The following is a 19,589-nucleotide window of genomic DNA, read 5'->3' on the forward strand; positions in this document are numbered from 1 at the left end:
AACGCCTCCTTGTGTTAACCCACAACCAGGTTAAGCAATTTGCCCGGAACATAGATCACTTTACGAACCGTGACCCCGTCCAGATATTTAGCGACCAGATGCTCCTCAGCGGCACGCGCACGTACCTGCTCTTCGGTTGCATCGGCAGCCACGGTGATTTTAGCGCGAACCTTACCGTTGACCTGCACCACCACCAGCTTGGAGTCTTCGACCATAGCCTGCTCGTCGGCTTGCGGCCAGGCTGCGGTATCCACATCGCCTTCACCGCCCAGCGCCTGCCACAGTGAGAAGCACACGTGCGGAGTGAACGGATACAGCATGCGAACGACTGCCAACAGCGCTTCCTGCAGCAGGGCGCGATCTTGCTCGCTCTCTTGCGGTGCACGGGCCAGCTTGTTCATCAGTTCCATCACGGCGGCAATCGCGGTGTTGAAGGTCTGACGACGGCCGATATCGTCGGTCACTTTGGCAATGGTTTTGTGCAGATCGCGGCGCAGCGCTTTCTGATCTTCGCTCAGCGTTGCCACGTTCAGCGGCTGAACGGCGCCTTTTTCCAGGTGTTCGTAGGCCAGTTTCCACACGCGTTTCAGGAAGCGGTTTGCCCCTTCTACGCCGGATTCCTGCCATTCCAGCGTCATTTCTGCCGGTGAAGCAAACATCATGAATAGACGGACGGTATCTGCGCCGTATTTCTCAACCATCACCTGCGGGTCGATGCCGTTGTTTTTCGACTTCGACATTTTGCTCATGCCAGCATAGACCAGTTCACGACCTTGTGGATCGGTGGCTTTGATAATGCGGCCTTTGTCATCACGTTCAACGTTGGCGTCGACCGGGGAAACCCAGACGCGTTCGCCGCTGTTGCCGGTGTAATAGAAGGCGTCTGCTAGCACCATGCCCTGGCACAGCAGGCGTTTTGCCGGCTCGTCGGAGTCGACCAGGCCAGCGTCACGCAGCAGCTTGTGGAAGAAGCGGAAATACATCAGGTGCATGATGGCGTGTTCGATGCCGCCGACATACTGATCGACCGGCAGCCAGTAGTTGGCAGCGGCTGGATCCAGCATCCCCTGGTCGTACTGCGGGCAGGTATAGCGCGCGTAGTACCAGGACGACTCCATAAAGGTGTCGAAGGTGTCGGTTTCGCGCAGCGCCGGTTGGCCGTTAACGGTGGTTTTCGCCCACTCAGGATCGGCTTTGATCGGGCTGGTAATGCCGTCCATCACCACATCTTCCGGCAGGATCACCGGCAGTTGGTCTTCTGGCGTTGGCATCACGGTACCGTCTTCCAGCGTGACCATCGGGATTGGTGCGCCCCAATAACGTTGGCGGGAAACGCCCCAGTCGCGCAGACGGTAGTTAACCTTGCGCTGACCAACGCCTTTGGCGACCAGTTTGTCGGCAATGGCGTTGAAACCGTCTTGGTGATCCAGACCGTCAAACTCGCCGGAGTTGAACAGCGTGCCTTTCTCGGTCATCGCTTCAGCTTGTACATCCGGTTGGCTGCCGTCGAGGGCCAGAACGACCGGTTTGATTGGCAGGCCGTATTTGGTGGCGAATTCCCAGTCGCGCTGATCGTGAGCCGGAACCGCCATCACCGCGCCGGTACCGTATTCCATCAGCACAAAGTTGGCGACCCAAATTGGCACTTGCTCGCCGGACAGCGGATGGATGGCGAACAGGCCGGTCGGCATGCCCTTTTTCTCCATCGTCGCCATTTCGGCTTCGGCCACTTTGGTGTTACGGCACTCTTCGATAAATTCAGCCAGCGCCGGGTTGTTCACCGCGCCTTGCTGCGCCAATGGGTGACCTGCGGCTACGGCCACGTAGGTCGCGCCCATAAAGGTGTCAGGACGGGTGGTGTAAACCGTCAGCTTTTCGTCGCTGCCCGCTACGTCAAAGGTGATATCCACCCCTTCGGAACGGCCAATCCAGTTGCGCTGCATGGTTTTCACCTGTTCTGGCCAGCTTTCCAGCGTGTCCAGATCGTTGAGCAGCTGATCGGCGTAGTCGGTGATTTTGATAAACCACTGTGGGATCTCTTTACGCTCAACCTTGGTGTCGCAGCGCCAGCAGCAGCCGTCGATCACCTGTTCGTTGGCCAGCACGGTCAGATCGTGCGGGCACCAGTTCACCGCGGAAGTCTTCTTGTAGACCAGGCCTTTTTCGTACAGCTTGGTGAAGAACCACTGTTCCCAACGGTAGTAGTCCGGATCGCAGGTGGCGATCTCGCGATCCCAGTCATAGCCGAAGCCCAGCAGTTTCAGCTGGTTCTTCATGTATTCGATATTGTCGTAGGTCCACGGAGCCGGTGCGGTGTTGTTTTTAACCGCAGCGCCTTCCGCCGGCAGGCCGAACGCATCCCAACCAATAGGCTGTAGCACGTTTTTACCTAGCATGCGCTGGTAGCGCGAGATCACGTCGCCGATAGTGTAGTTACGAACGTGACCCATGTGCAGACGGCCTGATGGGTACGGCAGCATGGATAGGCAGTAATACTTTTCCTTGCTCGCATCTTCGGTAACTTTGAAAGTTTGCTTCTCTTCCCAGTGAAGCTGTACGTTCGATTCTATGTCTTCTGGACGGTATTGCTCTTGCATGGCGGCTGGTGGTCCTGTAGGTGTAAAACAGCTCCCCCTTCATCTTTCAAGCCACAGCGTTGTTGGCTGCGTACACTCAACCCAGTCACTTACCTTTGTAAGCTCTTGGGTTTCACGTACTGGCCGCCTGGCCGTGACTCGAAACCTATCGGGGGGATTTCTGTAGCATTCTGTTGAGTACTTATAGATCCGCATAGCATAGCTGATAAGACCTCCCGGCAACAACACCAAGCGCCCGACTCGACGTATTTAAAAAATACCGGCCATGATAAGACTCACATCTTGAGGAAACCATGTCTTGCCAAGTGACATCAGCAATTTACGGCTAAAATGATAAGGGATAGTTTAGGAGGTAGGCCCAGTCACGTAAGTTCATCGAGGAGAGATTATGAACAAGGTTGCTCAGTACTACCGCGAATTGGTGGCATCTCTGACAGAACGCCTGAAAAATGGCGAGCGTGATATTGACTCGCTGGTCGCGAGCGCAGAAAAACGGCTAAGCGAAGCGGGTGAACTGACGCGCGACGAAGTTGAGCAGGTTACACAGGCGGTACGGCGCGATCTGGAAGAGTTCGCTCGCAGTTATCAGGAGAGCCGGGACGAGTTTACCGACAGCGTTTTCATGCGGGTCATCAAGGAGAGCCTGTGGCAGGAGCTGGCGGATATTACCGACAAAACTCAGTTGGAATGGCGCGAGGTGTTCAAGGACGTCAGCCACCATGGCGTTTACCACAGCGGTGAGGTTGTCGGGCTGGGTAATCTGGTGTGCGAAAAATGCCACCATCATTTGGCGTTTTACACGCCGGAAGTGCTGCCGCTGTGCCCGAAATGCGGTCATGACCAGTTCCAGCGTCGGCCTTTCGAACCTTAAGCTTGCTGCGCGCCCTGGCCTCTCCGCTGGAAAAGGTCAGGGCAGGCGCTGCTCTTAGCCAAACAGTTTTTTCATCAGGTTGCCAAGAAAGCTTCCGCCAGCCGAGGCCGTAGCCACTTCAGCCTGCGGGGCGGTGTCGATTTTGGCCGGCACTTTCTGTGCCACCGCAACCCGGCTTTCCTGAGCGGCTTTTTCTGCTGCTTCAGGGCCGTAAGCAAAGCCTTCCGCCAGCACGAACTCGACGTCGGTAATGCCGATAAACGCCAGGAACAGCTTCAGGTACGGCGTGATCAGATCGGTTGGCGTATCCGCGTGGATACCGCCGCGGCTGGAGATCACAATCGCTTTCTTGCCGGTGACCAGACCTTCAGAGCCTTCAGAGGTGTAGCGGAAGGTTTGGCCAGCGCGCGCCACCAGATCGAAATAGATTTTCAACTGCGTCGGGATGTTGAAGTTGTACATCGGCGCGCTGATGATAATGGTGTCGTGCGATTTCAGCTCGGCGATCAGCTCATCGGAAAGTGCCAGCGTCTTTTGCTGATGCGGTGTTAAAGGTTTGTCACCGGCGCTAAACCCGCCAATCACTTCACCATCCAGCTCCGGCAGTGTCGGGTTGGCTAAATCGCGAACCGTAAAGCTGTCATTGGGGTGTGCTTCATGCCACTGTTGAACAAAAAAATCGACTAATTTTCCAGACTGGGAGTAATCACCCAGGATACTTGATTTCAGGACCAGTATACGACTCATTGGGCTATCTCCAGGCTTGGTCTAAGGTGTCAGCGATGCTGTGCGTTTAACAGCATCTTAGAGGCAAGCCTGGGCCAGTGATAGCGTAAAAATTCGCTGAGTTAAATCAAAAATATTGAATGTCAGGGCGGTTTCCCGCCCGGTGGTCAATAGCGGGCTACGCGCTCGGCCAACAGATCGATAAAGCCTTCGCGATCGATATCGGTCAGCACTTCAACGTTGGCCGGCTTGCCGTTCTGGCCGAAGATATCCACCACGGTCATGCCGAGGGTATATTCCCCTTTGGTTTCCACGCCGACCCAGCGTTCGATACTGTCAAACAGCTGTGGTGCCAGCAGCCAGGCGATGGTGCAGGGGTCGTGCATCGCGGCACCGGGCAGCCCACGCGGATGGCTAAGGTACAGCGGCAGGTAGAAGTCGAGCATTTCGGCCACCGCCTGTGCCACCGGGTTGTTTATCTGACGGATGCGTTCGATATCCTGTGGCAGCACCAGCGCCTGGTGAGTCACGTTCAACCCTGCCATGGTCAGCGGCACGCCGGATTTCAACACCATTTCGGCGGCTTCGGGATCGACATAGATGTTGAACTCTGCCACCGGGGTGGTGTTGCCGGCATTCATACCTCCCCCCATAAACACGATGCGTTCAATGTTACCTTTCAGCTCTGGGTGTTGGGCCAGCAGCAGCGCGATATTGGTCATGGGGCCGGTGACCACCAGCGTGATCGGCTGCGGACTGCTGCGTAGCAGGCTGGCGATCAGCTCTACGGCAGTTTGCGCCACCGGCTGGATGGCGGGCGTTGGCAGATGGGTATTACCCATGCCGGTTTTGCCGTGAACGTAGTCGGCAATCACCAGGTCTCGCATCAACGGCGCGGCAGCACCGGCAGCGACGGGAATGTCTTCACGCTTCATCAACGTCAACAGACCCAGCGCATTGTGCAGGGTTTTTTCCGGCGTCTGGTTACCGGCGGAGGTGGTAATGGCTTTAACGTCCAATTCTGGTGAACTCAGCGCCATGGCAAGGGCAATGGCATCGTCCAGACCAGGGTCGCAATCGATAATGATAGGGCGGGGCATGTTTATCTCCTTATTTGTTATCCAATGAGCATCGGATCAAAATCGGAGAGAAACAAGTGCTTTTAGTGCCGGAAAGAGGTAATGAAACTGCGCCCCGGGCGGGGCGCAGGCGAGGCATCAGTGCAGGATTTTCGCCAGGAAGTCCTTCGCCCGTTCGGACTCCGGATTGTTGAAGAAGTCGTCTTTATTACGGTCTTCGACGATTTTGCCTTCATCCATAAAGATCACCCGGTTCGCCACTTTACGGGCAAAGCCCATCTCGTGGGTTACCACCATCATGGTCATGCCTTCATTGGCCAGTTCGACCATAACGTCCAGCACTTCGTTGATCATTTCCGGATCGAGCGCCGAAGTGGGCTCATCGAACAGCATGGCGATAGGATCCATGCACAGCGCTCGGGCGATAGCCACGCGTTGCTGCTGGCCGCCGGAAAGCTGGCCGGGGAACTTGTTGGCGTGTGCGGTCAGGCCGACGCGCTCCAGCAGTTTCAGGCCTTTCTCGCGCGAGGCGTCTTTGTCGCGTTTGAGCACTTTCACCTGCGCCAGCGTCAGGTTATCGATGATCGACAGGTGCGGGAAAAGCTCGAAGTGCTGGAATACCATACCGACCTTGGAACGCAGCTGCGCCAGATTGGTTTTCTTGTCGTTGACCGGAGTACCGTTCACCAGGATATTGCCCTGCTGGATCGGCTCCAGACCGTTGACGGTTTTGATCAGGGTAGACTTGCCCGAGCCTGAAGGACCGCAGACCACCACCACCTCGCCTTTTTTTACTTCGGTGGTGCAATCGGTCAGAACCTGAAAGTGACCGTACCACTTAGAAACATTTTTCAGGGATATCATCAAACAGTCCTTTTCTTCAAATAGCTTACCAGCGCCGAGGCGGCGAGACTGATAACAAAGTAGACAAAGCCGGCAAACAGGATCATTTCAACCTGGGTGCCGTCGCGCTCGCCAATGGTCGAGGCGGTACGGAAGAAGTCAGCCAGGCTCAGTACGTACACCAGGGAGGTATCCTGGAACAGTACGATGCCCTGGGTCAGCAGCAGCGGCACCATGGCGCGGAACGCCTGCGGCAGGATCACCAGCTTCATTGACTGCCATTGGGTCATGCCCAGTGCCAGCGCGGCGGAGGACTGGCCGCGTGAGATGCTGATGATACCGGCGCGGATAATTTCCGAGTAATAAGCCGCTTCAAACAGGGAAAAGGCTACCATAGCCGAGATCAGGCGAATATCGGTTTTCGGCGACAGCCCTAGAACCTGTTGTAATAAGCTTGGAACCACCAGATAGAACCACAGCAGCACCATCACCAGCGGGACGGAGCGGAACAGGTTGACGTAAACGGCAGCGAACCAGCTGATCGGTTTGATGGGCGACAAGCGCATTACCGCCAGAACGGTTCCCCACAGAATACCGACGACGATGGCGGTCACGGTGATCTTCAGCGTGATCAACAGGCCCTGAAGCAGATAAGGGAAACTTGGGACAATCGATGCCCAGTCAAATTCGTACATTATTTACTCCCCAAGTTGCCGGGCAACTGCACTTTTCTCTCTACCAACCGCATAAACAGCATGATCACGGCGTTGATGGCGATATAGGCCAGCGTAATCGCGGTAAAGGATTCATAGGCATGCGCAGAGTAGTCCAGCAGTTTGCCTGCCTGGGCAGCCATGTCGACCAACCCGATAGTGGAAGCGATGGCGGAGTTTTTGACCAGGTTGAGCATTTCCGAGGTCATCGGCGGCACAATCACCCGGTAGGCATTCGGCAACAGCACGTAGCGGTAGGTTTGCGGCAGCGTCAGACCCATCGCCAACCCGGCCGCTCTTTGACCGCGTGGCAGTGACTGAATGGCAGCACGTACCTGCTCGCAGACGCGAGCGGCGGTAAACAGCCCGAGGCACAGCATCGAGGAAACAAAGAATTGCACGTTAGGATCGAGTTCGGTTTTGAACCACATGCCGATATTCGCCGGCAGCAGTTCCGGGATCACCAGATACCAGGTAAAGAATTGGACGATCAGCGGCACATTACGGAACAGTTCGACGTAACAGGTACCGAGGGTGGAAAGAAAGCGGTTGGGCACGGTACGCAAAATACCGAATAGCGAACCGACAAAGAAAGCGATAATCCATGCACAGACGGAGAGGGCTACCGTGACCTGAAAGCCGGACCAAATCCAGCCGAGGTAGGTGGTATTCCCAAACGGGGCCTGCTGCAGGAAGATACCCCAGTTCCAATCTATTGACATAACAAACTCCGTTAAGCGGGCGCAGAGCGCCTAAAGATTGATGACTATTCAACGCCGAGGGCGCCGCGGCCAGTCGGGCTGACTTATGTGTGCGGGCATCGGTAATGCGTTATGGGAAAAATACGGGAGGGGAACGGCCTCCCGTATTCCTGTCTGTCCCAGCCATCAACAGGGCTGGTTTGGCCTGGCGGCCGCCCCAGCTCTTGTTCTATTAGTTCAATGCTTTATCGTTAGGCTCTTTGAACAGTTGCTTCATGTCGTCGGACAGTTCGAAGTTCATGTTGAGGTTTTTCGGTGGAATAGGCTGTTTGAACCACTTATCAAACCATTTTGTTGCTTCGCCTGAAGTTTGAGCCTGAGCGATGGTGTCATCGACCAGTTTCTTGAACTCAGGATCGTCTTTACGCAGCATACAGCCGTAGGCTTCTTTCGACTGCGGTGTGCCCAGAATTTCCCATTGGTCAGGCTTCTTCGCTTTCGCTCGTTCACCCGCCAGCAGGGCGTCATCCATCATAAAGGCTACTGCACGACCGCTTTCCAGGGTACGGAAGGAGTCGCCGTGGTCTTTGGCGCTGATGATGCGCATGTTCATCTTGCCGCTGTCGTTCAGTTTATTGAGCAGCACTTCAGAGGTGGTGCCTGAGGTCACCACGACAGGTTTGCCCGCCAGATCCTTGAAGTCTTTGACGTCAGAGCCTTTTTTCACCAGCAGACGGGTACCGACCACGAAGATGGTATCGGAGAAGGCCGCCTGTTTTTGGCGTTCGAGGTTGTTGGTGGTCGAGCCGCATTCGAAGTCAAAGGTGCCGTTTTGCAGCAGCGGGATACGGTTCTGTGAGGTGATCGGCAGCATTTTGACCTGCAGATCAGGAGCGTTCAGTTTTTTCTTAACCGCTTCAACGATTTGGTTGGAGTAGTCCTGGGAGTAACCCACAACTTTTTGCTGGTTGTCGTAGTAGGAGAACGGCACTGACGATTCGCGGTGGCCGACAACGATCACGCCGTTGTCTTTGATTTTCTTCAGCGTACCGGTCAGTTCTTCCGCATGGGCTACGTTACCTGCCATACCGATCAGCAGTAACGATAACGCCAATTTACGCATTTGCATGGTCCAACTCCTTTGCTGTTGTGGTGGCTCAAATTCAAAGAGCATCAGATTCTAAATGGAGATTTATTGCTCAAGTATAAAGATAGTCTTAGAACACATAACCGTTAGAAAATAGCCGATTGTGAATGGATTGAAACTAAAATGTTTCTTTTTTTGAGACGCCACGCGCACCAAATTAATGCAACAAAACCCCAATGCACCTTTGTGGTGCCGGTCATGCTCTTGAGTTGTGCACAGGTGCGACAAAACGTCAGTAAAAGTAAATCGGCTCTCTCTAGCAGAGTAATTAAAGCAAGGAGTGTGCCAGAAGCATTGATTTGGCGACGCTTTATGCTAGCCGCGTAGGAGAGTGCGGCGTGGCAAGCTGCAAGGTGGATGAGGGAAGCGGGGCGCTGACGGGCAGCGCCCCGGGGGCTTATTTACGGCGCAGGCCGAGGATCAACGCCAGGCCGCCAAGCAGCAGGGTGATTATCCACAATGGCGTGGCGCCAAAACGGGCATAAGGCGTTATGCCGGTGGTTGGTGTGACTTTCACCTCCAGCACCTTGCGGGTGAACTGAGGGATCTCAGCGATCACCTCACCGTTGGCGTCTACCGCGGCGGTGACGCCGTTATTGGTGCTGCGCAACAGAGGGCGACCCAGCTCCAGAGCACGCATGCGCGCCATCTGGAAGTGCTGCCATGGGCCGATGGAATGGCCGAACCAGGCGTCGTTGGAGATGGTCAGCAGGAAGTTGGTGTCCGGCCGGAAGTTGTCGCGTACCTGCTGGCCGAGAACAATCTCATAACAGATCGCCGCCGTCAGGTTATAGCCTTTCACGCTGAGCTGTGGCTGGACGTAGTCGCCACGACTGAATGAAGACATCGGTAAATCGAAGAACGGTGCCAGCGGGCGCAGCAGCGTTTCCAGCGGCACAAACTCGCCAAACGGCACCAGATGGTGCTTGTTATAGCGGTCCTTGGCCGGATAAACGTACGGCGTCGGTTCGCCCAGCACGATGGCGCTGTTGTAGATTTGCTGGCCCTGCGGCGTAGCACGCACATCAACAATACCGGTGATCAGGCTGCTGTTTTTGGCGCGCATCAGGTCATCCATCATGGTCAGGAAGCCGTTCTGGCTGGCTTCGTAATCCGGAATGGCAGACTCCGGCCAGATGATGATCGGCGCTTTGCCCATATAAGGACGCGTTTCGTCCAAATAGGTTTGCAAGGTGCTGACCAACGCTTTCGGATCCCACTTCATCGACTGAGCGATATTGCCCTGCACCATCGCGACGTTGACCGCCTTGTCCGGTTGCGGGGTAAACCAGTGCAGCTGGCGCAACGGCCACGGCAGCAACAGCAGTGCGACGGCAACCCCTGCCGCGGCGCTCCGGCGCTGATTGACGGCGTACACCAACAGCCCGGCGATCGCCATCAGCATAAAGGTGATGGTATCTACCCCGAGCAACGGCGCCACGCCTTTCAGCGGGCCGTTAATCTGGCTGTAGCCAAACTGCAGCCAGGGGAAACCGGTCAGCACCCAGCCACGTAAAAACTCGGTGACTTGCCACAACACGGGGGCGGCAATCGCTAAACGGTACCAACTGGTGGTCGGCCACAGACGTGCCAGCAACCCGGCGAACAGCCCGGTATACAGCGACAGGTAAGCCGCCAGCAGCACGACCAGGAAAATGTTGATGGAGAAAGGCATGCCGCCGAAGTCGGCAATGCTGACGTAAACCCAGTTGATTCCCGTCCCGAACAGACCGAAACCCCAGCAAAAACCGAGCAAGGCAGACTGTTTGGTGGTGCGGTTCAGGGTTACGGCCAACAGGCCGAACAGAGAGACAAGGGCCGCCGGCCAGATATCGTAAGGAGAAAACGCCAGCGTGCCGATGGCGCCGGTCAACAGCGCCAGCAGGGCGCGAACCCACTGGCGTTCAAGGAAAGAGGCTTTAGCCATGTTTGATTTATTCTTCCAGTTTCGGTTGCGGAGAATCGTCCGGAATTTTTACATGAACCTGGATGATACGTCGACTGTCCGCCATCGCAACTTTAAATAGGTAACCTTCGATTTCAATGGTTTCCCCGCGTGCAGGCAGGTGACCGAAGGCCTGCATCACCAGGCCGCCGATGGTGTCGACCTCGTCGTCGCTGAAGTGGGTGCCGAAGGCTTCGTTGAAGTCTTCAATCGGCGCCAGCGCTCGCACGGTATACATATGGCGGCTGAGCTGGCGGATATCCAGATCGTCTTCGTCGTCATATTCGTCTTCGATTTCGCCGACAATCAGTTCCAGAATATCTTCGATGGTGACCAGGCCGGACACGCCGCCGAACTCGTCAATGACAATCGCCATGTGATAACGCTGGGAGCGGAACTCCTTCAGCATCCGGTCTACTCGCTTGCTTTCAGGCACCACCACGGCGGTGCGCAGCACCTTGTCGATGCTGAATTCCTCGGATTCCGCGCGCATAAACGGCAGCAGATCCTTGGCCATCAGAATGCCTTCGATGTGATCTTTATCTTCGCTGATCACCGGGAAGCGCGAGTGGGCGGATTCAATGATCACGTCCAGGCACTCTTCCAGCGTTTGGTTACGCTTGAGCGTCACCATCTGGGAGCGCGGGATCATGATATCGCGCACGCGCTGCTCGGCGATATCCATCACGCCTTCCAGCATGTCTCGGGTATCGGGATCGATCAGGTCGTTTTGCTCGGAATCACGGATCAGCTCTACCAGATCGCCACGGTTTTTGGGTTCGCCGTGGAACAGCTGGTTAAGGATAAGAGTAAAGAACCCCTTCTTGGGACTGGGGCTGTCATTGCTTTGTGAATGGTCGTCGCTCATGGCGTTTTAGTTAATATCACTCATGTCAGAGTTAGGGGAGTCAGCGGCAGCCCCATACGGGGGCTGCGGGGAAATCAGCTGACGTCAGAGGGGGTCTTTTTCCGCCAGGTACGGGTCCGGGTAACCCAGTCCGTGCATGATTTCGGTTTCCAAAGACTCCATTTCTTCGGCTTCATCGTCTTCGATGTGGTCATACCCTAGCAGATGAAGGCTACCATGGACAACCATATGCGCCCAGTGGGCCTCCAGCGCCTTCTCTTGCTCGATGGCTTCCTGTTCAACCACCTGACGGCAGATGATCAGATCGCCCAGCAGCGGCAGCTCGATACCCGGGGGAGCTTCGAACGGGAAAGACAGCACGTTGGTCGGTTTGTCTTTGCCGCGATAGGTCAGGTTCAACTCGTTACTTTCCGCTTCATCCACCAGGCGAATGGTGACCTCGGCCTCCTCCTGAAACTGCGGCAGCACGCCTTCCAGCCAGCGCTGGAAGGTGGCTTCATCCGGCAGGCCGTTGCTGTCTGCACAGGCAATCTGCAGATCCAAAATCACCTGACTCATGGTGTCTCCTGCTCGGAGGCGATGGTTGCCTCGCGTTTACGTTGTTCGGCAATCGCATCTTTGCGTTTTTGTTCGGCGGCTTCCCAGGCTTCATAAGCGATGACCACGCGGGCCACCACCGGATGGCGTACCACGTCTTCGCTATGGAAGAAATTGAAGCTCAGTTCTTCGACGTCAGAAAGCACTTCCACCGCGTGGCGCAGGCCGGATTTTTGGTTGCGCGGCAGGTCTATCTGCGTTACGTCACCGGTGATGACCGCCTTGGAGTTGAAGCCAATACGCGTCAGGAACATCTTCATCTGTTCGATGGTGGTGTTCTGGCTCTCGTCGAGGATGATAAACGCGTCGTTCAACGTACGGCCGCGCATATAGGCCAGCGGCGCGACTTCTATCACGTTACGTTCGATCAGCTTCTCCACGCGCTCAAAGCCCAGCATTTCGAACAGGGCGTCATACAGCGGGCGCAGGTAAGGATCGACCTTCTGGCTCAGATCCCCCGGCAGGAAGCCCAGTTTTTCACCGGCTTCAACCGCTGGACGGGTCAGCAGAATGCGGCGGATCTCCTGGCGTTCCAATGCGTCCACCGCAGCGGCGACTGCCAGGTAGGTCTTGCCGGTACCGGCCGGGCCGATGCCGAAGGTGATGTCGTGATCGAGAATATTGGCAATGTATTGCGCCTGATTCGGCGTGCGCGGTTTCACCATGCCGCGTTTGGTTTTGATGGTCACCGCCTTGCCGTAATCCGGCACGCTGTCGGCAACCTGTTCCAGTACCCGGCTTTCTTTGATCGCTAAATGGATCTGCTCCGGGTCGATATCCGGGATCACGCCGCGAATGGGGGCGGTGTCCACATACAGATGGCGCAAGATATCGGCGGCGGCAACCACGCACGGGTTCTTGCCGACCAGCTTGAAACGGTTGTCACGGCGGTTGATCTCAATGCCCAACCGGCGTTCGAGTTGTTTGATATTGTCATCAAACGGGCCGCACAGGCTGAGCAATCGCTTATTGTCTGCCGGCTCTAACAAAATTTCTTGTGTTGCGACGTTCAAACTATTCCTCAAGGCTCATATCGGGCCTGGTTGGTTTTCGGTACGCGCGTCCAGGGCCAAGCCTGAACTCTCTACCTTGAATTATTCATGGTGCGCCGCACTGGCGCAAGTTTACCCATGATCTATCTGTGCGTCGGCGGCAAAATTCAAGGGCCGAAGGAGGAAAAACGCGGCCAAAACAGCCGCGTAATGCTTGGGAGATTCAGGGCTGGCGATCAGTTCTTTTTCACGAATTCGGATTTCAGCTTCATCGGGCCAAAGCCATCGATCTTGCAGTCGATGTTGTGGTCGCCTTCCACCAGGCGGATGTTCTTCACTTTGGTGCCGATTTTCAGCATGGAAGAGCTGCCTTTGACCTTGAGGTCTTTCACTACGGTCACGGCGTCGCCGTCGGCCAGCAGGTTGCCGTTGGCGTCTTTGACAATCAGCGTATCGCTGTCGTCCGCCGGCGCGCTGTCGCTCCACTCGTGGGCGCACTCAGGGCAGATAAACAGGTTGTTATCCTGGTAGGTGTATTCGGAGTTGCACTTTGGGCAGTGTGGGAGTTGCATGTTATGTCGCCTCTTAATCAAAAAAATAAAAAAAGAAAATGGCCGGGCATCGAGACCCGGCTGATAAGTCATAAGGATAATCGCTGACGTGGCGTCGGGCGCCACGGCTTACAGCACTGCGGAGAGGGCGTCAGGGCTGATAAATGCCGACGCCCAGCGCGTTCTCTTTTCGGGTTCGGGCGATGACTGACTGCGGGGATTCATGCACGCGCAGGTCCATCTGCTGTTCGGTACGTACCACTGCGCCACGCAGTGTGTTGGTCAAAACCTCGGTGATTTCCACATCAACGAACTGACCGATCATATCCGGCGTGCCTTCAAAGTTCACCACGCGGTTGCAGGCTGTCCGGCCCGCCAGTTCCATCACGCTTTTGCGGGAAGTGCCTTCCACCAAAATACGCTGTACGGTTCCGAGCATCCGGCGGCTGAACTGCAGCACCTGCTGGTTGATGCGATCCTGCAGGATATACAGACGCTGTTTCTTTTCGTCTTCGCTGACGTCATCGACCATATCGGCCGCCGGTGTGCCAGGGCGAGACGAGTAGATAAAGCTGAAGCTGGTGTCAAAGTTGATCTCGGCAATCAGATTCATGGTCTGTTCGAAATCGGCCTGGGTTTCGCCCGGGAAGCCGATAATAAAATCGGAGCTGAGCTGGATGTCCGGCCGCGCCTTGCGCAGCTTGCGAATGATCGCTTTGTATTCCAACGCGGTATGCGCGCGCTTCATCATGGTCAGTATACGGTCTGAGCCGCTTTGTACCGGCAGATGCAGGAAGCTCACCAGCTCCGGCGTGTCTTCATAAACCGCGATGATATCGTCGGTGAATTCAATCGGATGGCTGGTGGTGAAACGGATGCGGTCGATACCGTCGATGGCTGCCACCAGGCGCAGCAGTTCGGCAAACGAGCAAATTTCGCCGTCGTAAGTCGCGCCGCGATAGGCGTTGACGTTCTGGCCGAGCAGGTTGACTTCGCGTACGCCCTGCGCCGCCAGTTGGGCGACTTCAAACAGGACGTCATCGCTTGGGCGGCTGACTTCTTCACCGCGGGTATAAGGCACCACGCAGAAGGTACAGTACTTGTTGCAGCCTTCCATGATGGAGACGAAGGCGGTAGGGCCTTCGGCACGCGGTTCCGGCAGGCGATCGAATTTTTCGATTTCCGGAAAGCTGATGTCGACGATGGGGCTGCGGGTGCCCTGCACGTGGTTGAGCATTTCCGGCAGGCGGTGCAGGGTCTGCGGCCCGAACACGACGTCGACGCAAGGCGCGCGGCTGCGAATGTGTTCGCCTTCCTGTGAGGCCACGCAGCCACCGACGCCGATGATCAGCGCCGGGTTCTTTTCTTTCAGCAGTTTCCAACGCCCTAACATGGCGAAAACTTTTTCCTGCGCTTTCTCGCGGATCGAGCAGGTATTCAGCAGCAGCACGTCCGCTTCTTCAGCGTTGTCGGTCCATTGGTAACCGTGTGTGCTTCCCAGTAAGTCCGCCATTTTCGATGAATCATATTCATTCATCTGGCAGCCCCAGGTTTTGATATGTAGTTTTTTGGTCATTGACTTGCCATTACTCAGTGCGGACGAAAGTTGCGATACGCGACATGCAGGGCGCTTATTGTAAACATTTGACGCCGTTGTGACCAGCGCGGGGAAAACACCATGCGACCTGAAGCCAAATTAAAAATCCGTTACACTGGAGCCAAACGCCATGCCGGTGGGAATGGCGATAATTCACTAAGAAAACATAGCCAATATGAACGTATCTCAAAAACGGTATGACGCCGTGGTGGTAGGCGGCGGGATGGTCGGCGCGGCCGCCGCATTGGGGCTGGCGCAGGCCGGTTGGTCGGTGGCCTTGCTGGAACATCAGGCGCCGCAGGCGTTCGATGCGCAAAGCCCGCCGGATCTGCGTATTTCCGCCATCGGCTGCACCTCGGTGGGGTTGCTGAAACAACTCGGCGCCTGGCCGGCGGTGCAAGCGATGCGCTCGGCGCCTTACCGCCGATTGGAAACCTGGGAGTGGGCCTCTTCACGGGTAGCGTTTGACGCCGCCTCGCTCGGCCTGCCGGAGCTGGGTTTTATGGTAGAAAACCGTATTTTGCAACTGGCGCTCTGGCAACAGCTGGAGCAGTGCGAAAATCTGACGCTCTATTGCCCCGCCAGGCTGCGTTCGCTGCAGCGGAATGACGACCACTGGCAAGTGACGCTGGACTCTTCACAGACGCTACAAGCACGTTTGGTAGTGGGGGCCGATGGAGCCAACTCGCAGGTGCGCAATTTGGCCGCTATCGGCACCAGTGGCTGGCAGTACCGCCAGTCCTGCATGCTGATCACCGTCGATACCGGCGAGCCGCAGCAAGATACGACCTGGCAGCAGTTTTTCCCTTCCGGTCCCCGGGCTTTCCTGCCGTTATATGATCAATGGGCCTCGCTGGTGTGGTACGACAGCCCGCAGCGTATCCGCCAGCTGCAGGCGATGCCGCCAGCGCAGCTTGAGAAAGAGATCGCCGAAGCCTTTCCTGCCCGCTTAGGGGAAGTGAAGGTGCATGCGGCCGGATCTTTCCCGTTAGCGCGCCGCCATGCGCAACGCTATGTGTTGTCGGGGTTGGTGTTGCTCGGTGACGCGGCACATACCATCAACCCGTTAGCCGGGCAGGGAGTAAACCTGGGGTATCGTGACGTGGAAGCCTTGCTGGCGGTTTTGTGTGATGCACGCGAGTTGGGTGAAGACTGGAGCAGCGAAGCGGTGCTGATGCGTTATCAGCGTCGCCGTCGCACCGATAACTTGCTGATGCAAAGTGGTATGGATCTGTTTTATACCGCTTTCAGCAATAATTTGTCGCCGCTTTGCGTGGCGCGCAATATTGCGTTGATGGCGGCCCAGCGGGCGGGCAAGTTGAAGGAACATGCGCTGAAATACGCGTTGGGGCTGTAGGCGGCCCTTCCTACAAGGGCGCAGTTCAATGTCGCGCCCTTATTCATTCGGTCTCGCCAAATTTCAGATAGCAAAAAGCCCGCCGAAGCGGGCTTTTCTAAATGTGGCTGGGGTGCCAGGATTCGAACCTGGGTATGCTGGTATCAGAAACCAGAGCCTTACCGCTTGGCGACACCCCAATGGTGTAACAGTAAAATATGGTGGCTACGACGGGATTTGAACCTGTGACCCCATCATTATGAGTGATGTGCTCTAACCAGCTGAGCTACGTAGCCATTTTTCGATATTTTACTTTAAAAGTCAACAGCATTGGTATGGCTGGGGTACCTGGATTCGAACCAGGGAATGCTGGTATCAAAAACCAGTGCCTTACCGCTTGGCGATACCCCATCAACACGTTTAACTTTTTTTGCAACATCCCCATCCTAAAAAAGATGGCTGGGGTACCTGGATTCGAACCAGGGAATGCCGGTATCAAAAACCGGTGCCTTACCGCTTGGCGATACCCCACCTGTTGCCTGCAACTCGATGAAAAGAAATGGTGCGGGAGGCGAGACTTGAACTCGCACACCTTGCGGCGCTAGAACCTAAATCTAGTGCGTCTACCAATTTCGCCACTCCCGCAAAAAAGATGGTGGCTACGACGGGATTTGAACCTGTGACCCCATCATTATGAGTGATGTGCTCTAACCAGCTGAGCTACGTAGCCATCTTTTTTCGCGCAACCTTCATCGGCGTTGCGGGGCGCATTATGCGTATATGGCCGTTTTGCGTCAACAAGTTTTTTCCCGAAAAAGCGGCTGGATGTGTCGTTTGTCTGGGTTGTGAACAGTATGGCGATAAAAGCATCAATTCAGGCAATTAATGGTTGAAAACATCAGCAAAAAGGCGGACCCGGAGGTCCGCCTTGAGACTGCGGACAAACATATAATGTTTGGCGGCAGGCGATAAAGGATTTGAAAATAAACCAGGAAAATCAATTTATTGATTTTCGGCTAAGAACACAAAGGGGGAAAAACCACGCTTTTATCCCCCTTTGTCAATAACCTGAAGGCGGGCCCGGAGGCCCGCCTTGGGGAGAAAACCCGGCGTGATTATTTGTAGGCGGACTGGTGAACGCCGACTGCACGACCAGAAGGATCGTCCATTTTCTTGAATGACTCGTCCCATTCGATGGCTTTGGCTGAGGAACAGGCCACTGACGGGCCGCCAGGCACGCATTCTGCCGCGCTTGGCAGCGGGAACAGCTCTTCGAAAATTTCGCGATACAGGTAGCCTTCTTTGGAGCTCGGCGTGTTGTACGGGAAACGGAAACGTGCGGTTTCGAGCTGTTGATCGCTGATCTGCTTGGCAGCGACCTCTTTCAGCGTGTCTATCCAGCTGTAACCCACGCCGTCGGAGAACTGCTCTTTCTGGCGCCAGGCGACGCTGGCCGGCAGATAGGATTCAAAACATTCGCGCAGGATATGTTTTTCCATTTTGCCATTGCCACACATTTTGTCCTTAGGGTTGATGCGCATTGCCACGTCGAGGAATTTTTTATCCAGGAAGGGCACACGGGCTTCCACACCCCAGGCGGACATCGCCTTGTTGGCGCGCGCGCAGTCAAACATATGCAGTGCTAACAGTTTACGTACGGTTTCGTCGTGGAACTCACGGGCATCCGGCGCTTTATGGAAGTACAGGTAGCCGCCGAACACTTCGTCCGCGCCTTCGCCAGACAGCACCATCTTGATGCCCATCGCCTTGATCTTGCGTGACATCAGATACATCGGAGTGGAAGCGCGAATGGTGGTAACGTCATAGGTTTCGATGTGATAAATCACGTCGCGAATGGCGTCCAGACCTTCCTGTACGGTGAAGTGGATCTCATGGTGCACGGTGCCCAGGTGGTTTGCCACTTCCTGCGCGGCGCGCAGATCCGGTGAACCTTCCAGACCCACGGCGAAGGAGTGCAGCTGTGGCCACCAGGCTTCGCTGCGCTCTTGATCTTCGACACGGCGTGCCGCGTACTTTTTGGTAATGGCGGAGATCACCGAAGAATCCAGGCCGCCGGACAGCAGTACGCCATAGGGTACGTCGGACATCAGGTGGCTTTTCACCGAGTCTTCCAGCGCGTTGCGCAGGGCATTGGCGTCGGTCACGTTGTCTTTAACGTTGTCGTAATCGAACCAGTCACGTTGATAATATTCGCGGATCTCGCCGTCCTGGCTCCACAAGTAGCTGCCCGCCGGGAATTCTTTAATGGTGCGGCAAACTGGCACCAACGCTTTCATTTCAGAGGCGACATACAGGTTGCCGAATTCGTCATGGCCCATGTACAGCGGGATAATGCCCAGATGGTCGCGGCCAATCAGGTAAGCGTCTTTCTCTGAATCGTACAGCGCGAAGGCGAACATCCCTTGCAGTTCGTCGAGGAAGTCAGGGCCTTTCTCCTGGTACAGCGCCAGAATCACTTCACAGTCGGAGCCGGTCTGGAATTGGTAGCGATCGCTAAACTGCTGGCGCAGCGCCTGATGGTTGTAGATCTCGCCGTTAACGGCCAGAACGTGGGTGTGCGCAGCGTTGTACAGCGGTTGGGCGCCATTGTTGACGTCGACAATCGACAGGCGCTCATGCACCAGGATGGCTTTATCGCTGGCGTAAACACCGGACCAATCCGGGCCGCGGTGGCGCATCAGACGGGACAGCTCCAGCGCTTTCTTACGCAATTCAACGGGATCGGACTTCAGATCGAGCACACCGAAAATAGAACACATATACCGACTCTCCTAACGACTTTTTTATACCTGTCATACTTCAAGTGGCTTGGGTGTTGGCTGCCTTCACTCACCCCTTGAGTAAGCTCCTGGGGCTTCGCTCAGTTGCCGCCGACAAGCAACTCGAATTATTTTGGGCATAGACTGTGATGTTGTATTTGCTGTTATAGGCAGCATGGCCGCTGCATCAACGATGGCGCGGTTTTGCTGCGTTGTGTTTATGAAAATGCGTCAAAACCGGCAGGG

At 55.7% G+C, this 19,589-nt stretch carries 16 protein-coding genes and 6 tRNA genes; 2 read left to right on the forward strand and 20 right to left on the reverse strand.

The window, feature by feature from the left end:
• Positions 1–14: 14 nt before the first annotated feature.
• Positions 15–2,597, reverse strand: coding sequence for a leucine--tRNA ligase (leuS, locus tag H0S68_RS05735; RefSeq protein WP_048759487.1), 2,583 nt, complete (start codon positions 2,595–2,597; stop codon positions 15–17).
• A gap of 388 nt (positions 2,598–2,985) precedes the next feature.
• Here leuS and H0S68_RS05740 point away from each other — a divergent pair, with 388 nt between their 5' ends.
• On the forward strand, positions 2,986–3,468 hold the full coding sequence (locus tag H0S68_RS05740) for a zinc ribbon-containing protein (protein ID WP_046374288.1): 483 nt from the start codon (positions 2,986–2,988) through the stop codon (positions 3,466–3,468).
• A 54-nt stretch (positions 3,469–3,522) separates the two neighbouring features.
• Here the strand turns inward: H0S68_RS05740 and H0S68_RS05745 are convergent, their stop codons facing one another.
• The 12 genes from H0S68_RS05745 to miaB all read right to left on the reverse strand — a co-directional run bounded on the left by H0S68_RS05745 (position 3,523) and on the right by miaB (position 15,206).
• Positions 3,523–4,215 (reverse strand): FMN-dependent NADH-azoreductase, encoded by a 693-nt coding sequence (locus H0S68_RS05745; RefSeq protein WP_020825624.1) that lies wholly within the window; start codon positions 4,213–4,215, stop codon positions 3,523–3,525.
• A gap of 146 nt (positions 4,216–4,361) precedes the next feature.
• Positions 4,362–5,294 carry a pyrimidine-specific ribonucleoside hydrolase RihA gene (rihA, locus tag H0S68_RS05750; protein ID WP_261138632.1) on the reverse strand — a complete coding sequence of 311 codons (933 nt, stop codon included), beginning with the start codon at positions 5,292–5,294 and terminating at the stop codon, positions 4,362–4,364.
• A gap of 117 nt (positions 5,295–5,411) precedes the next feature.
• Positions 5,412–6,137 carry an amino acid ABC transporter ATP-binding protein gene (locus tag H0S68_RS05755; protein ID WP_020825626.1) on the reverse strand — a complete coding sequence of 242 codons (726 nt, stop codon included), beginning with the start codon at positions 6,135–6,137 and terminating at the stop codon, positions 5,412–5,414.
• On the reverse strand, positions 6,137–6,811 hold the full coding sequence (gene gltK, locus H0S68_RS05760) for a glutamate/aspartate ABC transporter permease GltK (RefSeq protein ID WP_020825627.1): 675 nt from the start codon (positions 6,809–6,811) through the stop codon (positions 6,137–6,139). Before gltK ends, H0S68_RS05755 begins: the two co-directional genes overlap by 1 nt.
• A complete protein-coding gene (locus tag H0S68_RS05765) occupies positions 6,811–7,551 on the reverse strand; it encodes an amino acid ABC transporter permease (RefSeq protein WP_017891917.1) in 741 nt (246 codons plus the stop codon). Before H0S68_RS05765 ends, gltK begins: the two co-directional genes overlap by 1 nt.
• A 211-nt stretch (positions 7,552–7,762) precedes the next feature.
• A complete protein-coding gene (locus H0S68_RS05770; protein WP_020825628.1) occupies positions 7,763–8,659 on the reverse strand; it encodes an amino acid ABC transporter substrate-binding protein in 897 nt (298 codons plus the stop codon).
• A gap of 415 nt (positions 8,660–9,074) precedes the next feature.
• On the reverse strand, positions 9,075–10,604 hold the full coding sequence (lnt, locus tag H0S68_RS05775; protein WP_410529224.1) for an apolipoprotein N-acyltransferase: 1,530 nt from the start codon (positions 10,602–10,604) through the stop codon (positions 9,075–9,077).
• A 7-nt stretch (positions 10,605–10,611) separates the two neighbouring features.
• The gene (gene corC, locus H0S68_RS05780) at positions 10,612–11,490 is read right to left on the reverse strand and encodes a CNNM family magnesium/cobalt transport protein CorC (RefSeq protein ID WP_012005653.1); all 879 of its coding nucleotides are present in this window, start codon (positions 11,488–11,490) and stop codon (positions 10,612–10,614) included.
• Between the two features lie 84 nt (positions 11,491–11,574).
• The gene (ybeY, locus tag H0S68_RS05785) at positions 11,575–12,048 is read right to left on the reverse strand and encodes an rRNA maturation RNase YbeY (protein WP_115059640.1); all 474 of its coding nucleotides are present in this window, start codon (positions 12,046–12,048) and stop codon (positions 11,575–11,577) included.
• The gene (locus H0S68_RS05790) at positions 12,045–13,100 is read right to left on the reverse strand and encodes a PhoH family protein (protein WP_020825631.1); all 1,056 of its coding nucleotides are present in this window, start codon (positions 13,098–13,100) and stop codon (positions 12,045–12,047) included. The genes ybeY and H0S68_RS05790 overlap by 4 nt, the downstream gene beginning before the upstream one ends.
• A 215-nt stretch (positions 13,101–13,315) precedes the next feature.
• Positions 13,316–13,651 (reverse strand): zinc ribbon domain-containing protein YjdM, encoded by a 336-nt coding sequence (locus tag H0S68_RS05795; protein ID WP_020825632.1) that lies wholly within the window; start codon positions 13,649–13,651, stop codon positions 13,316–13,318.
• A 130-nt stretch (positions 13,652–13,781) separates the two neighbouring features.
• Positions 13,782–15,206 (reverse strand): tRNA (N6-isopentenyl adenosine(37)-C2)-methylthiotransferase MiaB, encoded by a 1,425-nt coding sequence (gene miaB / locus H0S68_RS05800; RefSeq protein ID WP_046374284.1) that lies wholly within the window; start codon positions 15,204–15,206, stop codon positions 13,782–13,784.
• A 196-nt stretch (positions 15,207–15,402) separates the two neighbouring features.
• On the opposite strand from miaB, the gene ubiF reads away from it, so the two are divergent.
• On the forward strand, positions 15,403–16,584 hold the full coding sequence (gene ubiF, locus H0S68_RS05805; protein WP_410529225.1) for a 3-demethoxyubiquinol 3-hydroxylase: 1,182 nt from the start codon (positions 15,403–15,405) through the stop codon (positions 16,582–16,584).
• Between the two features lie 104 nt (positions 16,585–16,688).
• On the opposite strand, the gene H0S68_RS05810 is transcribed toward ubiF, so the two are convergent.
• The 7 genes from H0S68_RS05810 to asnB all read right to left on the reverse strand — a co-directional run bounded on the left by H0S68_RS05810 (position 16,689) and on the right by asnB (position 19,343).
• Positions 16,689–16,763 (reverse strand) — tRNA-Gln (locus tag H0S68_RS05810).
• A 19-nt stretch (positions 16,764–16,782) separates the two neighbouring features.
• A tRNA-Met gene (locus H0S68_RS05815) sits at positions 16,783–16,859 on the reverse strand.
• A 40-nt stretch (positions 16,860–16,899) separates the two neighbouring features.
• A tRNA-Gln gene (locus H0S68_RS05820) sits at positions 16,900–16,974 on the reverse strand.
• 45 nt (positions 16,975–17,019) lie between these two features.
• Positions 17,020–17,094: transfer RNA gene (locus H0S68_RS05825), tRNA-Gln, on the reverse strand.
• 29 nt (positions 17,095–17,123) lie between these two features.
• Positions 17,124–17,208, reverse strand: a tRNA-Leu gene (locus tag H0S68_RS05830).
• A gap of 8 nt (positions 17,209–17,216) precedes the next feature.
• Positions 17,217–17,293: transfer RNA gene (locus tag H0S68_RS05835), tRNA-Met, on the reverse strand.
• Between the two features lie 385 nt (positions 17,294–17,678).
• Positions 17,679–19,343, reverse strand: a complete 1,665-nt coding sequence (asnB, locus tag H0S68_RS05840) for an asparagine synthase B (RefSeq protein ID WP_020825635.1) — start codon at positions 19,341–19,343, stop codon at positions 17,679–17,681.
• Positions 19,344–19,589 lie beyond the last annotated feature (246 nt).

The sequence above is a fragment of the Serratia sp. AXJ-M genome, assembly GCF_046531865.1.
GTDB lineage: Bacteria > Pseudomonadota > Gammaproteobacteria > Enterobacterales > Enterobacteriaceae > Serratia > Serratia liquefaciens.

What these genes read in the sequence shown, in the direction of transcription:
- leuS (WP_048759487.1), bottom strand. Translation starts at nt 2,597, where the DNA reads ATGCAAGAGCAATACCGTCCAGAAGACATAGAATCGAACGTACAGCTT.
- H0S68_RS05740 (WP_046374288.1), top strand. Translation starts at nt 2,986, where the DNA reads ATGAACAAGGTTGCTCAGTACTACCGCGAATTGGTGGCATCTCTGACA.
- H0S68_RS05745 (WP_020825624.1), bottom strand. Translation starts at nt 4,215, where the DNA reads ATGAGTCGTATACTGGTCCTGAAATCAAGTATCCTGGGTGATTACTCC.
- rihA (WP_261138632.1), bottom strand. Translation starts at nt 5,294, where the DNA reads ATGCCCCGCCCTATCATTATCGATTGCGACCCTGGTCTGGACGATGCC.
- H0S68_RS05755 (WP_020825626.1), bottom strand. Translation starts at nt 6,137, where the DNA reads ATGATATCCCTGAAAAATGTTTCTAAGTGGTACGGTCACTTTCAGGTT.
- gltK (WP_020825627.1), bottom strand. Translation starts at nt 6,811, where the DNA reads ATGTACGAATTTGACTGGGCATCGATTGTCCCAAGTTTCCCTTATCTG.
- H0S68_RS05765 (WP_017891917.1), bottom strand. Translation starts at nt 7,551, where the DNA reads ATGTCAATAGATTGGAACTGGGGTATCTTCCTGCAGCAGGCCCCGTTT.
- H0S68_RS05770 (WP_020825628.1), bottom strand. Translation starts at nt 8,659, where the DNA reads ATGCAAATGCGTAAATTGGCGTTATCGTTACTGCTGATCGGTATGGCA.
- lnt (WP_410529224.1), bottom strand. Translation starts at nt 10,604, where the DNA reads ATGGCTAAAGCCTCTTTCCTTGAACGCCAGTGGGTTCGCGCCCTGCTG.
- corC (WP_012005653.1), bottom strand. Translation starts at nt 11,490, where the DNA reads ATGAGCGACGACCATTCACAAAGCAATGACAGCCCCAGTCCCAAGAAG.
- ybeY (WP_115059640.1), bottom strand. Translation starts at nt 12,048, where the DNA reads ATGAGTCAGGTGATTTTGGATCTGCAGATTGCCTGTGCAGACAGCAAC.
- H0S68_RS05795 (WP_020825632.1), bottom strand. Translation starts at nt 13,651, where the DNA reads ATGCAACTCCCACACTGCCCAAAGTGCAACTCCGAATACACCTACCAG.
- miaB (WP_046374284.1), bottom strand. Translation starts at nt 15,206, where the DNA reads ATGACCAAAAAACTACATATCAAAACCTGGGGCTGCCAGATGAATGAA.
- ubiF (WP_410529225.1), top strand. Translation starts at nt 15,403, where the DNA reads ATGAACGTATCTCAAAAACGGTATGACGCCGTGGTGGTAGGCGGCGGG.
- asnB (WP_020825635.1), bottom strand. Translation starts at nt 19,343, where the DNA reads ATGTGTTCTATTTTCGGTGTGCTCGATCTGAAGTCCGATCCCGTTGAA.